This is a genomic window from Micromonospora sp. RTBAU3-60 (assembly GCF_054963695.1).
The window spans coordinates 180,919-195,392 of the sequence record NZ_JBUEGB010000008.1; the positions used below are offsets into that span (position 1 = coordinate 180,919).

At 72.2% G+C, this 14,474-nt stretch carries 13 protein-coding genes; 8 read left to right on the top strand and 5 right to left on the bottom strand.

Annotated features, from left to right (window positions below; genetic code table 11):
- Positions 1-6: 6 nt before the first annotated feature.
- Positions 7-702 (top strand): regulatory protein RecX, encoded by a 696-nt coding sequence (locus ACY34I_RS11080; protein ID WP_462754562.1) that lies wholly within the window; start codon positions 7-9, stop codon positions 700-702.
- Between the two features lie 862 nt (positions 703-1,564).
- Positions 1,565-3,331 (top strand): ribonuclease Y, encoded by a 1,767-nt coding sequence (rny, locus tag ACY34I_RS11085; protein ID WP_462754563.1) that lies wholly within the window; start codon positions 1,565-1,567, stop codon positions 3,329-3,331.
- Positions 3,332-3,421: 90 nt separating this feature from the next.
- On the opposite strand, the gene ACY34I_RS11090 is transcribed toward rny, so the two are convergent.
- The 4 genes from ACY34I_RS11090 to ACY34I_RS11105 all read right to left on the bottom strand — a co-directional run bounded on the left by ACY34I_RS11090 (position 3,422) and on the right by ACY34I_RS11105 (position 6,759).
- Positions 3,422-4,285, bottom strand: a complete 864-nt coding sequence (locus ACY34I_RS11090) for an amino acid ABC transporter permease (protein ID WP_462754565.1) — start codon at positions 4,283-4,285, stop codon at positions 3,422-3,424.
- A complete protein-coding gene (locus ACY34I_RS11095) occupies positions 4,282-4,938 on the bottom strand; it encodes an amino acid ABC transporter permease (RefSeq protein WP_462754567.1) in 657 nt (218 codons plus the stop codon). The genes ACY34I_RS11090 and ACY34I_RS11095 overlap by 4 nt, the downstream gene beginning before the upstream one ends.
- Before the next feature lie 70 nt (positions 4,939-5,008).
- Positions 5,009-5,947: a glutamate ABC transporter substrate-binding protein gene (locus tag ACY34I_RS11100; RefSeq protein WP_462754569.1), complete on the bottom strand. Its 939-nt coding sequence runs from the start codon at positions 5,945-5,947 to the stop codon at positions 5,009-5,011.
- Between the two features lie 56 nt (positions 5,948-6,003).
- The gene (locus tag ACY34I_RS11105; protein WP_462754571.1) at positions 6,004-6,759 is read right to left on the bottom strand and encodes an amino acid ABC transporter ATP-binding protein; all 756 of its coding nucleotides are present in this window, start codon (positions 6,757-6,759) and stop codon (positions 6,004-6,006) included.
- Between the two features lie 194 nt (positions 6,760-6,953).
- Here ACY34I_RS11105 and selD point away from each other — a divergent pair, with 194 nt between their 5' ends.
- From selD to miaB, 3 genes are all read left to right on the top strand, one after another.
- Positions 6,954-7,943: a selenide, water dikinase SelD gene (gene selD, locus ACY34I_RS11110; RefSeq protein ID WP_148795430.1), complete on the top strand. Its 990-nt coding sequence runs from the start codon at positions 6,954-6,956 to the stop codon at positions 7,941-7,943.
- A gap of 202 nt (positions 7,944-8,145) precedes the next feature.
- The gene (locus ACY34I_RS11115; RefSeq protein WP_462754573.1) at positions 8,146-8,625 is read left to right on the top strand and encodes a hypothetical protein; all 480 of its coding nucleotides are present in this window, start codon (positions 8,146-8,148) and stop codon (positions 8,623-8,625) included.
- Positions 8,626-8,708: 83 nt separating this feature from the next.
- Positions 8,709-10,244, top strand: a complete 1,536-nt coding sequence (miaB, locus tag ACY34I_RS11120; RefSeq protein ID WP_462754575.1) for a tRNA (N6-isopentenyl adenosine(37)-C2)-methylthiotransferase MiaB — start codon at positions 8,709-8,711, stop codon at positions 10,242-10,244.
- A 184-nt stretch (positions 10,245-10,428) separates the two neighbouring features.
- On the opposite strand, the gene ACY34I_RS11125 is transcribed toward miaB, so the two are convergent.
- A complete protein-coding gene (locus tag ACY34I_RS11125) occupies positions 10,429-11,637 on the bottom strand; it encodes a DUF349 domain-containing protein (protein WP_462754577.1) in 1,209 nt (402 codons plus the stop codon).
- A gap of 203 nt (positions 11,638-11,840) precedes the next feature.
- Between ACY34I_RS11125 and ACY34I_RS11130 the strand changes: the two genes are divergently transcribed.
- From ACY34I_RS11130 to dapF, 3 genes are all read left to right on the top strand, one after another.
- Complete coding sequence (locus tag ACY34I_RS11130; RefSeq protein WP_462754579.1) at positions 11,841-12,560, top strand: class III extradiol ring-cleavage dioxygenase family protein; 720 nt, start codon at positions 11,841-11,843, stop codon at positions 12,558-12,560.
- 108 nt (positions 12,561-12,668) lie between these two features.
- A complete protein-coding gene (gene miaA / locus ACY34I_RS11135) occupies positions 12,669-13,580 on the top strand; it encodes a tRNA (adenosine(37)-N6)-dimethylallyltransferase MiaA (RefSeq protein ID WP_462754581.1) in 912 nt (303 codons plus the stop codon).
- 7 nt (positions 13,581-13,587) lie between these two features.
- Positions 13,588-14,433 (top strand): diaminopimelate epimerase, encoded by an 846-nt coding sequence (gene dapF / locus ACY34I_RS11140; protein ID WP_462754583.1) that lies wholly within the window; start codon positions 13,588-13,590, stop codon positions 14,431-14,433.
- The last annotated feature ends 41 nt before the right edge of the window (positions 14,434-14,474 follow it).

A 14,474-nucleotide genomic window follows, 5' to 3' on the forward strand; every position in this document is an offset into this window, starting at 1 on the left:
TGACCCGTGGCAGGACGACGCGCTCGTACGGGGCGGGGCTGGGACGCCAGCCCGCCCCGCACGGGTGACGCCACCACACCCCGCCCCCGCCGGAGCCGCCGGGGCCGCGCCGAGGAGACCGATCCGGAGGCCACGCCGGCCCCGCCCCGCGACGAGGCCGAGGTGGCTCGGGAGATCTGCCTGCGGCAGCTCGCGGTCCGGCCGCGTACCCGGGCCGAGCTGGCCGGCGCCCTCACCAAGCGGGGCATCTCCGAGGAGGTCGCCGCCCAGGTCCTCGACCGGTACGACGAGGTCGGCATCATCGACGACGCCGCCTTCGCCCGGGCCTGGGTCACCAGCCGGCACGCCGGCCGTGGGCTGGCTCGCCGGGCGCTCGCCAACGAGCTGCGCCAGCGCGGCGTCGATGGTGAGGTGGCCAGCGAGGCCCTCGGCGAGTTGGACGAGGAGACCGAGGCGGAGACGGCCCGGGCCCTGGTCGAGCGCAAGCTGCGGACCGCCCGGGGCGAGCCGGACGCGGTGTTCCGCCGCCTCGTCGGGATGCTGGCGCGCAAGGGATATCCGCCGGGCGTGGCGATCCGGGCGGTGAAGGACGCCCTGGCCGCGCAGAGCGCCGAGGCGGCCGAGTTCGCCGAGCACATCGACGCCGACGCGCTGGCCGACGCCGAGCACGACCTCGATCGGGACGCCCGCACCCTCGACTGACCGACCATCGGAGGTCGGCGTTGCGCGTGTTGCGGCATCCTGTGCTTTCCGGGCAGCCGGTCGGGCCGAGTTGCCGCATCCCGGGTGGCTGCCCGCTCGCGCCCGCTGGCCCTCGGGACCGGGCCGCGGGTCGCCAGGTCGCACAAGTTCAGCGAAAGGTCACACTTTTGGAGAAGTTGTGGCCTGCCGTCGTGACGACGCCGAGCAGCCTGCGGTGAGGAGCGGGTGACGTGGGTTGCGGGGGGCCCTGAGCAGGTCGGAAAGGTGATCGGGGAGGCCGTCCGGTGCGGGGTTTGTCCAGCCGTGTCCGGCATCTGATCGGCGCTGGGTGACGCCGTAACTTCTCTCCGTCCGGGTGGTTTGATCATGAGTTCTTGACCGAACGGCCCCTGGCGACCTAGCCTCGCCATACAGGCTCACATTGCCCGACCAGCGCAGGCTAAGCGCACAACATAGATCGCGTAACAGAACTGCATCACTTTGGGCCAGCTTCACCGGCCTTTTGACGACAGCTCCGGACAGCCGGTCCGGTGCCGCCGACAACTGCAACCGGCCGCCGGCGATGCCCCTACAGGGGCACCGCCGACGGAAAGCTACCCACGGCCAGCCGCTCCGGTCGGGCGTCCAGAGCCGCAGGCGTGTGCCCGTCGGCACGCGGGCTGCGGCGCCGACGTTCAGGGGAGGCGGCCATGACGGGGCGGCACAGGTTCACCGGCGGTCCGCCAACTGGCGTCGTCGGCAATGGTGACCGCCGCGCGCCGATCGCGACCCCACCCGGGGTCACCGGCGCCCGCGCCGGTCGCCGTCCCCTGACCGCCGGCGGAACCGGGGGCGACCTCGCCGGACGCGGTGGGGCGGCGGCATGAGCGGGTTCGAAGTCCTCATCCTCGTGCTGGTGCTGCTCCTCGCCGCCGTGGTGATCGGTGCCGTCCTGGTCGGCGTGCGTACGCTGCGCCGGCTCAGCCTCGCGCCCACCCCCGAGGACCCGGCCTTTGTCGCCGAGAAGGATCGTCAGGAGCAGTCCCTGGCGGCCCTGCGCAGCGCCGCCGACGAGGCGAACAGCACCATCGACGTGGCGCGGTCGGCCGCCGCCGCGGCTCGGGCCGAGGCAGCTGCGGCGAAGGCCGAGGCGAAGGCGGCCCGCGCGGAGGCCCGGCGCGTCCTGGACGACGCCCGCGCCGAGGCCGACACCGTGCTGGAACGGGCGCACAAGCAGGCCGAGGCGGACGCCGAGCAGCTTCGCGCCGCCGCCCGGCGCAGCGGCGAGCGGGAGGTCGCGGTGCTCGCCGCGACCACCCGCGAACAGGCCGCCGAGGTCGATCGCCGGGCCGCCCGGATGGACGAGCGGGAGCGGCTGCACACCGAGGAGGTGGAGCGGCTCGCCGAGCGGGAACGGCAGCTCACCGCCGCCAGCGCCGCGCTGGCCGCGCGGGAGGCCGCCGTGGGCGAGCGGGAGCAGGCCCTCGCCGAAGCGGAGCAGCAGCGCCGCCGCGAGCTGGAGCGGGTGGCCGGGCTGACCGCCGACGCGGCCCGGGCCGAGCTGGTCGAGTCGATCGAGAGCCAGGCCAAGCGGGAGGCCGTCCTGCTGGTCCGGGACATCGAGTCGGACGCCCGCAACACCGCCGAGCAGCGGGCCCGGCACATCGTCGTGGACGCCATCCAGCGGGTCGCCAGCGAGCAGACCGCGGAGAGCGTGGTGAGCGTCCTGCACCTGCCGGGCGACGAGATGAAGGGGCGGATCATCGGCCGGGAGGGGCGCAACATCCGCGCCTTCGAGTCGGTCACCGGGGTCAACCTGATCATCGACGACACCCCCGAGGCGGTGCTGCTCTCCTGCTTCGACCCGGTACGCCGGGAGGTCGGCCGGCTCACCCTCGAGAAGCTGGTCCTGGACGGCCGGATCCACCCGCACCGGATCGAGGAGGTCTACGACCAGGCCCGGCACGAGGTGGAGGAGCTCTGCCACCGGGCCGCCGAGGACGCCCTGGTCGAGGTCGGCATCACCGAGATCCACCCGGAGCTGGTCACCCTGCTGGGCCGGCTGCGCTACCGGACGTCGTACGGGCAGAACGTGCTCAAGCACCTGGTGGAGACCGCGCACATCGCCGGAATCATGGCCGCCGAGCTGCGGCTGGACGTGCCGACGATCAAGCGCAGCGCGTTCCTGCACGACATCGGAAAGGCGCTCACCCACGAGGTGGAGGGGAGCCACGCCATCATCGGCGCGGACCTGGCCCGCAAGTACGGCGAGAGCGAGGACGTGGTGCACGCCATCGAGGCGCACCACAACGAGGTGCCGCCGCAGACCATCGAGGCGGTCCTCACCCAGGCCTCCGACGCCTGCTCCGGTGGCCGTCCGGGGGCGCGGCGGGAGAGCCTGGAGGCGTACGTCAAGCGGCTGGAGCGGATCGAGGAGATCGCGGCCGGCAAGCTCGGCGTGGAGAAGGTCTTCGCCATGCAGGCTGGCCGGGAGATCCGGGTGATGGTCAAGCCGGAGGACGTCGACGACATCGGCGCGGCGGTGCTGGCCCGGGACGTGGCCAAGCAGATCGAGGAGGAGCTGACCTACCCGGGGCAGATCCGGGTGACCGTGGTCCGCGAGTCCCGGGTCACCGAGATCGCCCGCTGACGGCACCCTGAGAAGCTCACGCTGCGGACATGGGACGGGCGGGTGACCTTCGTGGTCACCCGCCCGTGTCGCCGGTTCGCGCGCGTTTCGTCAGACCGCCGTGCGCCCGGCGTCGACGTCCTGGATCGGGACGACCCGGCCGGCCGTCTTCGGCATCCGGCCCATCCGCTTCTGCAGCCACCAGGCCAGGATCGACAGCAGGCCGCAGATGCTGATGTAGATCGCCGCGACGATCAGGTACGTCGGCACGTACGGCAGCCCGAACGGCAACCGGCCGCCGATCTGCTTGCCGACGAAGAGCAGCTCCGGGTACGTGATGATGAAGCCCAGGGCGGTGTCCTTGAGCAGCACCACGAGCTGGCTGACGATCGCCGGCAGCATCGACCGGAACGCCTGCGGCAGCAGGATCAGCCGCAGCACCTGGTTCTTGCGCAGGCCGATGGCGTACGCGCCCTCGGTCTGCCCGTACGGCACCGCGTTGATGCCGGCGCGGAAGATCTCCGCCAGCACCGAGCCGTTGTACAGGGTGAGGCCGATGACCAGCGCCCACAGCTTGTCGATCGACCAGCCGTACTGCAGCGGCACGTAGTAGCCGAAGAAGATCAGGATCAGCAGCGGGATGGCCCGGAACAGCTCCACCACGAAGGTGCCCGGGGTGCGCAGGATCCACCGGTCGCTGAGCCGGGCGCTGGCGAAGACCGCGCCGAACAGCAGCGCCAGCACGGTGGCCAGGCCGGCCGCCTTGAGCGTCGCCCACAGGCCGGTGAGCAGCTCACGCTGCACCGAGGTGTACTGGAACTGCTCCCACTTGCGGGCCTCGAACTGACCGGTCTGGTTGAACTTGTAGATGATGAACGCGACCAGCGCGACGATCGCCGCGATCGAGACGACGCCGAGGATCCGGTTGCGCAGCCGGGCCCGCGGCCCGGGCAGGTCGTAGAGGACCGAACTCACCGTGCCACCGCCCACTTGCGCTCGAGGAACCGCTGGAGCAGCACCAGCGGGATGATCAGGATCAGGAAGCCGATCACGATCCAGCTGAGCACGACCATCTGGGGTTCACCCCGTTCGGCCATGTACGCCGGGATGGCGCCGGCCTCGAGCACCGAGAAACCGGCCGCGATCGTGGTGTTTTTGAGCATGGCGATGAAGACGCTCATCATCGGCGGCACCATCGCCCGCAGCGCCTGCGGCAGCACGATCAGCGTCAGCACCTGGCCGAAGGTCATGCCCAGCGCCCGGGCCGCCTCGGCCTGACCGGTCGCCACGGTGTTCACGCCGGAGCGGACCACCTCGCAGACGAACGCGGAGGTGTAGACGGTCAGCGCGATGCAGGCGCTGGGGAAGTAGTCGATGTTCACGTCCAGCTTCGGCACCGCGAAGACGAGGAACGCGAAGACCAGGGTCAGCGGGGTGTTGCGGATCAGGTTCACGTAGGTGGCGCCGAACGCCCGCAGGGCGGGCACCGGCGAGACCCGCATCGCGCCGAGCAGCGTACCGAGGACGAGGCTGCCGACCGCTGCGATCAGGAAGAGCTGGATGGTGTTCACGAACCCGTCGAGGAACACCTGCTGGTTGTCCGTCAGGACGCGGAAGAACTCGCCCATGCCTCGCTCTCACTCTCGGGACGGGGACCGGGCGGGGAGCAAGCTCCCCGCCCGGTCTGGCGTCGGACCGTCAGTACCGCTCGAGCTGCGGCGGGGTCGCCGAGGAGCCGGACTTGCCGAGCGTGCCGTCGTAGATCTTCTGCCAGGTGCCGTCGGTGAAGGCGGCCTCGATCTGGTCGTTGACGTAGTCGCGGAACGCCTTGTCGTCCTTGGGCAGGCCGATGCCGTACTTCTCGGTGCTGAACGGCTGGCCGACGACCTTCAGCTCATCCGGGTTCTGCGCCGCGTAGCCCTTGAGGATGGCGTCGTCGGTGGTCACCGCGTCGACCTTCTTGTCGAGCAGCTGCGAGACGCACTCGGAGTAGGTCTTGAACTCGACGATGTTGCTCGCCTCGGTCAGGCCCTCGTCCCGCACCCGCTGGATCGGGGTGGAGCCGGTGGCCGAGCAGACCTTCTTGCCCTTGAGGCTGTCCTTGCCGGTGATCGACGACTCGTCCTTGCGGACCAGCAGGTCCTGGCCGGCCACGAAGTACGGCCCGGCGAAGGAGACGTCGTTCTTGCGCTTGTCGGTGATCGAGTAGGTGCCGACGTAGTAGTCGATCTCGCCGCCCTTGATCGCGGTCTCGCGGTTGGCCGACGCGATCTCCTTGTACTCGATCTTCGCCGGGTCGACGCCGAGCGTGCTGGCGACGTACTGGGCGATCTCGACGTCGAAGCCGCAGCGCTTGCCCTGGGCGTCCTTGTAGCCCAGGTTCGGCTGGTCGAACTTGACGCCAATGGTGACCTTGCCGGCGGTCTTGATCTTCTCGAAGGTCGGGCTGCCCGCGACGGCGGCGTCCGTCTTGGGGGTGAAGGTCACGCCCGAGCTGGTGCAGTTGTCCGACTGCGCCGCGCCGCCGCTGGCGTTGCCGCCGCCGCTGGGGGTCGGGTTCCCCTCCTTGCCGCACGCGGCGGCCGAGAGGGCGAGCGAGGCCATCATGGCGACCGCCGCCACGCGCTGGTAACGCATACTCATCTCCTTCTTAGACAGAGCCGCCGGGGGACGGCGTGCTCCACTACGGGCGCTCAGTGGGTGAGGATCTTGGAGAGGAAGTCCTTGGCCCGCTCGCTGCGCGGGTTCGCGAAGAACTCCGTCGGCGCGGCGTCCTCGACGATCCGGCCGTCGGCCATGAAGACCACCCGGTTGGCCGCGTGCCGGGCGAAGCCCATCTCGTGGGTGACCACCACCATGGTCATGCCCTCGCGGGCCAGCGAGGTCATCACGTCCAGCACCTCGCCGACCATCTCCGGGTCGAGCGCGCTGGTCGGTTCGTCGAACAGCATCGCCTTGGGCTGCATGGCCAGCGCGCGGGCGATCGCCGCCCGCTGCTGCTGGCCGCCGGAGAGCTGGGCGGGGTACTTGTCGGCCTGGTTGGCGATGCCGACCCGGTCGAGCAGGGCCAGGCCGCGCTCACGAACGGCGGCCGGCTTCTCCTTGCGCACCTTGACCGGGCCGAGCGTGACGTTCTCCAGGATGGTCTTGTGCGCGAAGAGGTTGAACGACTGGAAGACCATGCCGACCTCGCTGCGCAGCTTCGCCAGCCCCTTGCCCTCGGCCGGCAGCGGCCGCCCGTCGAAGGTGATGGTGCCCGAGTCGATCGGCTCCAGCCGGTTGATCGTCCGGCAGAGGGTCGACTTGCCGGAGCCGGAGGGGCCGATCACCACGACCACCTCACCCCTGCCGACGGAGAGCGAGACGTCGTCGAGCACGTGCAGGGGGCCGAACCACTTGTTGACCCCGTCCAGCACGATGAGCGGTTCGCCCGTCGTCACGTCGTCCACCGTCCCTGTCCGTGGAGAAAGCGGGGTCGGTCGACCCCCGGTGCGGCAACTTTAGGCGGCGTGATGTGGCCGAACGCAACTCGAACGGTCACAGTGAGGTAACACCGGTCCCCGGCGTGCCCGGCAGTCCGAATTTCGTCACGAACCGGTCCGTCCGAGTGGCGGACCCGGCACTGCACCGAGATCATGAGGGGATGACCCATCCGCTCCGGTTGACCGATTACGCCCGCGGCGGCGGCTGTGCGTGCAAGATTCCCCCGGGCGAACTGGAGGCCATGGTCGCCGGGCTCGCCCCGGCCGGTGGCACGGCCGACCTGCTGGTCGGCCTGGACCACGGCGACGACGCCGCGGTGGTCCGGCTGGACGAGCGGACCGGCCTGGTGAGCACTGCGGATTTCTTCACCCCGGTGGTCGACGACGCGTACGACTGGGGCCGGATCGCCGCGGCCAACGCGCTCTCCGACGTGTACGCGATGGGCGGCACGCCGCTGCTCGCGGTCAACCTGCTCTGCTGGCCGCGGGACGTGCTGCCGGTGGAACTGGCCCGGGAGGTGCTGCGCGGGGGCCAGGACGTGGCCCGGGAAGCCGGCTGTCACCTGGCCGGCGGGCACAGCGTGGACGACGACGGCCCGAAGTACGGCCTGGCGGTCACCGGCGTGGTCCGCCCGGAGGAGCTGATCACCCTGGACGCCGGCCGGGCCGGCCTGCCGCTGTCACTGACCAAACCGCTCGGCGTCGGGGTGCTGAACAGCCGGCACAAGCGGACCGGGGAGCGGTTCCCGGAGGCGGTCGCCTCGATGACCCGGCTCAACCGGGACGCGGCCCGGGCGGCGGTCGCCGCCGGCGTCCGCTGCGGCACCGACGTCACCGGGTTCGGGCTGCTCGGGCACGCCTCGAAGCTGGCCCGGGCCAGCCGGCTCACCGTCGCCGTCGACGCGGCGGCCGTGCCCTACCTGCCGGGCGCCCGGGAGGCGTTGCGGGACGGATACGTCAGCGGCGGCACCCGCCGCAACCTGGACTGGGTGACCCCGTGGACCGACTTCGGCGGCGTCGCCGAGGGGGAGCGCCTGCTGCTGGCCGACGCGCAGACCTCCGGCGGGCTGCTGGTCGCGGGCGAGGTCCCCGGCGGCACGGTGATCGGCGAGCTGCTGCCCCCGAGCGAGCACCTCGTCCGGGTCCGCTGAGCGCCATGTCACTCTCCCGGATCGGGCACGATACCCGATAAACTGTCATCTTTCCGCTACTCGGAGCAATGACGCCCGAGGAAATTTTGCCCGGAATGGTCACAGACCGGTAACTTGCCCCCGGCTGAGGTCATATGCACCCCACCATCGTCAGTAAGGCCCGATCCGGAGGCCGGTGGGACGAGCACAGCGAGGAGGCGGCATGACCGAGCTGTGGAACTGGAGAATCGACGGCGCAGCGCCCGTGGAGGTCTACCCGGCGCTGGCCGAGGCGCTCGGCCGGGTGGTGATGCCCCTCGCCGTCGCCGACCCGGCCCGACTGCCCGCGTACGCGGTGGTCTGCGACGTCTGGGAGGCGCCGGGGGCGTACGGCACCATGGTCGACTGCTACGGGGTGCCCGAGCGCCTGCCCGAACTGCCCAGCATCGCGGCGCTGGCCCGGCTGCTGGACCGCAACTGCCTGATGCGCGACGACACCCTCGACGCTGGACGGCACCTGCTGGTCGCCCCGGACGGCACGATCCGCCCAGTGCACTTCGACGTGGCCGAGACCGACGACGGCGAGGTGCTCAGCGACCAGCGGCTCTGCACCGTCGCCCACCCCGGCTGCCGGGGCTGGTCGCAGTGCCACCGCTCGCGCTGGGCCCCCGACTCGGTCGCCCCGGCGCTCGCCGCCGCCTGACCCGGGCACGGCCGCGTCCGGCCGGAGTCGTGGCCGGGCGCAGTTCGGTCCGGCCGGCTCGGCCCGGATACGCTGTCCGGGTCATGACTACCGCAGCCGCGGGCAGCCCGCGTACCTACCAGGTGCGCACGTACGGCTGCCAGATGAACGTGCACGACTCCGAGCGCATCTCCGGCCTGCTCGAACAGGCCGGGTACGTGCGCGCCGCCGAGGCCGACGAACAGCCCGACGTGGTGGTGTTCAACACCTGCGCCGTCCGGGAGAACGCGGACAACCGGCTCTACGGCAACCTGGGTCATCTGCGCCCGGTGAAGGACAAGCACCCCGGGATGCAGATCGCCGTCGGCGGCTGCCTGGCCCAGAAGGACCAGGGCGAGATCGTCCGCAAGGCCCCCTGGGTGGACGTGGTCTTCGGCACGCACAACATCGGCTCGCTGCCGGTGCTGCTGGAGCGGGCCCGGCACAACGCCACCGCCGAGGTGGAGATCCTCGAGTCCCTCGAGGTCTTCCCCTCCACGCTGCCCACCCGGCGCGAGTCCACCTACGCCGGCTGGGTGTCGATCTCGGTGGGCTGCAACAACACCTGCACGTTCTGCATCGTGCCCTCGCTGCGGGGCAAGGAGAAGGACCGCCGCCCCGGCGACATTCTCTCCGAGGTGCGCGCCCTGGTCGACGAGGGCGTGCTGGAGGTGACCCTGCTCGGGCAGAACGTCAACTCCTACGGCGTGGAGTTCGGTGACCGGTACGCGTTCGGCAAGCTGCTGCGCGCCTGCGGCGACATCGAGGGCCTGGAGCGGGTCCGGTTCACCAGCCCGCACCCGAAGGACTTCACCGACGACGTGATCGCCGCGATGGCCGAGACGCCGAACGTCTGCCACTCGCTGCACATGCCGTTGCAGTCCGGCTCCGACGACGTGCTGCGCGCCATGCGCCGCTCGTACCGGTCCGAGAAATACCTGGGAATCATCGAGAAGGTCCGGGCGGCGATGCCCGACGCGGCGATCACCACCGACATCATCGTCGGCTTCCCCGGCGAGACCGAAGCCGACTTCGAGCGGACCCTCGACGTGGTCCGCGAGGCCCGGTTCGCCTCGGCGTTCACCTTCCAATACTCCAAGCGCCCCGGCACCCCGGCCGCGACCATGGACGGCCAGCTCCCCAAGCAGGTCGTGCAGGAGCGGTACGAGCGGCTGATCGCCACGGTGGAGGAGATCACCTGGGCGGAGAACAAGAAGCTGGTCGGGGAGACCGTCGAGGTGCTGGTCGCCGTCGGCGAGGGACGCAAGGACGAGCGCACCGGCCGGATGTCCGGCCGGGCCCGGGACGGCCGCCTCGTGCACTTCGCGACGAGCGCAGCCGGAGCGAACGGCCAGCACGGCGACGCGGGCAGCCTGGCCGGGCAGATCCGCCCCGGCGACATCGTGCACACCACCGTCACCTACGCCGCGCCGCACCACCTCAACGCCGACGGCGAGCCGCTGTCGCACCGGCGTACCCGGGCCGGCGACGCCGCCGAGGCGGGGCGGGCCCCGCGTACCCCCGGGGTGTTGCTGGGGCTGCCCACGGTCGGTGCGCCGGCCGCGGCGCCCGCGCCCGCGACCGGGTGCGCCGCGCACTGACAAACCGCCCGCGGCCGCAAGGTCGCGCTCGATCCTGTATCGAGTGGTCTCCGACGCGCTGCCAGGCCACTACTTCCTGGTTCGAGCGCGATCATGGCGGGGCCCGGGGTGCGAGGCGCGCGGGGCATACATGCGGAAGCCCCCGGTCCCGGGCTGGGACCGGGGGCTCCCGGGTGTGCTCAGGTCAGCTGGTCTGCTCGGCCAGCTGGAGGAACTGCCGCTTCGAGGCGAGCGCCTGCTCGGCCTCCTTGATCCGCCGGGCGTCGCCGGCGGCCTGCGCCCGGGCCAGCCGGTCCTCGGCCTCGGCGACCTGCGCCCGCATCTGGGCCAGCAGCGGGCTGTCCTCCTTGGTGGTACGTCGCCACGCCGAGTCCATCACCTCGCGGACCTTCTCGTCCACGACGCGCAGCCGGCGCTCCAGCCCGGCGGCGGCCTCCCGGGGCACCCGGCCCGCCTCGTGCCACTGCGCCTGGATCTCCCGCAGCTTCGCCTGGGCGCCCTTCGGGTCGCCCTCGACGTCCAGCCCCTCAGCCTCGGCGAGCAGGGCCTGCTTGCGCTCCAGGTTGGCGCGCTGCTCGTTGTCCCGGGCGGAGAAGACCTCGCTGCGCCGGGTGAAGAACTCGTCCTGCGCGGCCCGGAACCGTTCCCAGAGCTTCTGCTCGGCCTCCTTGGACGCCCGCGGCGCGGCCTTCCACTGGGCCATCAGGTCCTTGAGCTGGCCCGCGGTGACGCCCCAGTCGGTGGAGTCCTTGAGCTTCTCGGCCTCGGTGACCAGCTCCTCCTTGACCGACTGCGCCTGCTTGCGCTGCTGGTCGAGGGAGGCGAAGTGGGCGCCGCGGCGACGGGTGAAGCCGTCCCGGGCGGCGGCGAACCGCTTCCACAGCTCGCCGTCGGTCTTCTTGTCGACCCCGCGGATGGTCTTCCACTCGTCGAGAATCTCCTTGAGCCGGTCCCCGGCGGTCTTCCAGCCGGTCGACTCGGCGGCCAGCTTCTCCGCCTCGTCCACCAGGGCGGTCTTGCGGGCCAGCGCCTCGCTCCGGGCGGCGTCCCGCGCCGCCCTGGCCTCGCCGGCCTTCTCCTCGGCCGTCGCGGCCAGCTTGTCCAGGCGTGCGGCCAGCGCGTCGATGTCGCCGACCACGTGCGCCTCGGCCAGCGAGGCCCGGATCCGTTTGATCGTGGCCAGCGAGTGGCCGGCGTCCGCCGCGCCCGAGTTGAGCCGGGCCTCGGTCAGGTCCACCTCCGTCACCAGGTCGGCGAAACGCCGGGCGAAGTGGGCCAGCCCTTCCTCCGGGGCCCCCGCCTGCCAGGATCCGACCACCCGCTCGCCCTCGGCGGTCTTGACGTAGACGGTGCCGTCCTCGTCCACCCGTCCGAAGGCAGTCCAGTCGCTCATGTGCCCATCCTCGTTCTCCCGGCGTCGACGGGAGGTCCCCGGCGATCGCCGCCACGGCGCAGCAAAGTTACTTCCGGCATTGTCACAGGTCCGACCCGGTCCGTGTCGAGCGCCTGTCGTCGACCGTGACCATACGGTGTCGTAGCGCCCGGATGACCGGATCGGCGCGGGGACGCACCGGGGCGTACGGATAGGTTGGACGCGTGCCTCTGGTCGCCGCCGCCGTCTGCCCCCACCCGCCTCTGATCGTGCCTGAACTGGCCGGCGCCGCCGCCGGTGAGCTGGACGATCTCCGTGCCGCCTGTGACGCCGCTCTCGCCCGGCTGCTCGCGGCCGAGCCGGAGCAGATCCTGCTGGTCGGCGGCGGGCCGGAGACCACCCGTTTCGGCGCGGCGGACTACGGCTCGCTGCGCGGCTACGGGCTGAAGCAGTACGTCCGGCTGTGGCAGACCAACTGCTCGGGCGTCGAACTGCTGCCGCTCAGCCTGACCATCGGTGCCTGGCTGGTCGGCCGGACCGGCACCGAGCTGCCCCGGCTGGCCCGCTCCGTCGCCGAGGGCGCGACGCCGGCGGAGTGCGCCGAGCTCGGGGCCGCCCTCGCCGACGATTCCGAGCGGCGTACCGCGGTGCTGGTGCTGGGGGACGGATCGGCGTGCCGGGGCACGAATGCGCCCGGCTACGACGACCCGCGCGCCGAGGCGTACGACGAGGGGGTGGCCCGGGCCCTGGCCGACGCGGACGCCGAGGCCCTGCTCGGCCTGGACCCGGTGCTGTCGGCGGAGCTGAAGGTCGCCGGGCGGGCACCCTGGCAGGTGCTGGCCGGCGCGGTCCGCGCGGCGGGCGGCGACTGGCGCGGTGACCTGGGCTACCACCAGGCGCCCTACGGCGTCTCCTACTTCGTGGCGAACTGGGACCTGGCGTGAGCGCGAGGAGTGAGCTTGCGAGCCCCGCAGTCGCGAACGGAAGGCAGACCGGGTGAGCGCGAGGAGTGAGCTGGCGAGCCCCGCAGTCGCGAACGGAAGGCAGGCCCGGTGAGTGCGACGGTGGTGGCCGTGGTCGGTCCGACCGCGGCCGGGAAGTCGGCGCTGAGCATCGCCCTCGCCCACGCCCTCGGCGGCGAGGTGGTCAACGCCGACTCGATGCAGCTCTATCGGGGCATGGACATCGGCACCGCCAAGCTGACCCCGGCCGAGCGGGACGGCGTGCCGCACCACCTGCTCGACATCTGGGAGGTGACCGAGCCGGCCAGCGTCGCCGAGTACCAGCGGCTGGCCCGCGCGGCGGTCGACGACATCCTGGCCCGGGGGAGGGTGCCGCTGCTGGTCGGCGGCTCCGGCCTCTATGTGCGGGCGGTGCTGGAGCAGTTCGAGTTCCCCGGCACCGACCCGGCGGTGCGGGAGCGACTGGAGGCGGAGCTGGCCGCGTCCGGCCAGGCCCCGCTGTACGCGCGGCTGCAGGCGGCCGACCCGGGGGCGGCGGCCGGCATCCTGCCGACCAACGGGCGGCGGATCGTCCGGGCGCTCGAGGTGATCGAGCTGACCGGGGCGCCGTTCACCGCTTCGCTGCCCGAGCCCACGCCGTTCTACCCGTCGGTGCAGCTCGGCGTGGACCTGGACACCGCGCTGCTGGACGAGCGGATCGCGCTGCGGGTGGACCGGATGTGGGCCGACGGCCTGGTCGCCGAGACGCGGACGCTGGTCGGCCGTGGCCTGCCCGAGGGGCGTACGGCCAGCCGGGCGCTCGGCTACCAGCAGGTGCTGCGGTTCCTGGCCGGGGAGCTGACCGAGGCCGAGGCGCACGCCGAGACCATCCGGGCCACCCGCCGGTTCGTGCGGCGGCAGCGCTCCTGGTTCCGGCGCGACCCGCGGATCCACTGGCTGGACTCGGCCTCGCCTTCGTTTCTCGACACTGCGCTGCGGGTGGTCGCCGAGCATCGGGAATGATGGGGGCGTGCAGTTCACCAAGGGCCACGGCACCGGCAACGACTTCGTCATCCTGCCCGACCCGGACGGGGCGCTCGACCTGACGCCGGGTCTGGTCGCCGCGCTGTGCGACCGGCGGCGCGGGATCGGCGGGGACGGCGTGCTGCGCGTGGTGCGGGCCGCCAAGCACCCGGAGGGTGCCGCCCTGGCCGGCGAGGCCGAGTGGTTCATGGACTACTGGAACTCCGACGGCTCGTTCGCCGAGATGTGTGGCAACGGCGCCCGGGTCTTCGTGCGCTACCTGCTGGAGACCGGGCTGGCCACCCCGTCGGGTGCGGCGCTGCCGGTGGCCACCCGGGCCGGCGTCGTGCACGCCCGAATCGAGGGGGAGGCCATCGCCGTCGAGATGCGCCGGCCCCGGGTGTACGACACGGCCACCGCCACCCTGGGCGGGCTGACCCTCACCGGCGCGGCGGTGGACGTGGGCAACCCGCACCTGGTCTGCGCCCTGCCCGCCGGGCTGGAGTTGGCGGGCCTTGACCTCACCCGGGCGCCCGACGTGGATCCGGCGGTCTTCCCCGCCGGGGTGAACGTCGAGTTCACCGCCCCGGGTGAGCCGGTGGACGGCACCGACGGGCACGTGCGGATGCGGGTCTACGAGCGCGGCTCCGCCGAGACGCTCTCCTGCGGCACCGGGGCGTGCGCGGTGGCCGCGGTGGCCCTGCGGGACGCCGGCCGGGACACCGGCACCATGACGGTGGACGTCCCGGGCGGCCGCCTCACCGTGACGGTGACCGACGACTCCTGCTGGCTCTCCGGCCCCGCCGTCCTGATCGCCACCGGCGAGGTCACCCTCCCCACCCTGCGCCCCTGACCCGCGCCCTTGCCGTGTTGATCATGAAGTTAGCCGCATGA

Coding starts and splice junctions, on each gene's coding strand:
- rny (WP_462754563.1), top strand. CDS start 1,565: ATGAGCGGGTTCGAAGTCCTCATCCTCGTGCTGGTGCTGCTCCTCGCC.
- ACY34I_RS11095 (WP_462754567.1), bottom strand. CDS start 4,938: ATGGGCGAGTTCTTCCGCGTCCTGACGGACAACCAGCAGGTGTTCCTC.
- ACY34I_RS11100 (WP_462754569.1), bottom strand. CDS start 5,947: ATGCGTTACCAGCGCGTGGCGGCGGTCGCCATGATGGCCTCGCTCGCC.
- selD (WP_148795430.1), top strand. CDS start 6,954: ATGACCCATCCGCTCCGGTTGACCGATTACGCCCGCGGCGGCGGCTGT.
- ACY34I_RS11115 (WP_462754573.1), top strand. CDS start 8,146: ATGACCGAGCTGTGGAACTGGAGAATCGACGGCGCAGCGCCCGTGGAG.
- miaB (WP_462754575.1), top strand. CDS start 8,709: ATGACTACCGCAGCCGCGGGCAGCCCGCGTACCTACCAGGTGCGCACG.
- ACY34I_RS11125 (WP_462754577.1), bottom strand. CDS start 11,637: ATGAGCGACTGGACTGCCTTCGGACGGGTGGACGAGGACGGCACCGTC.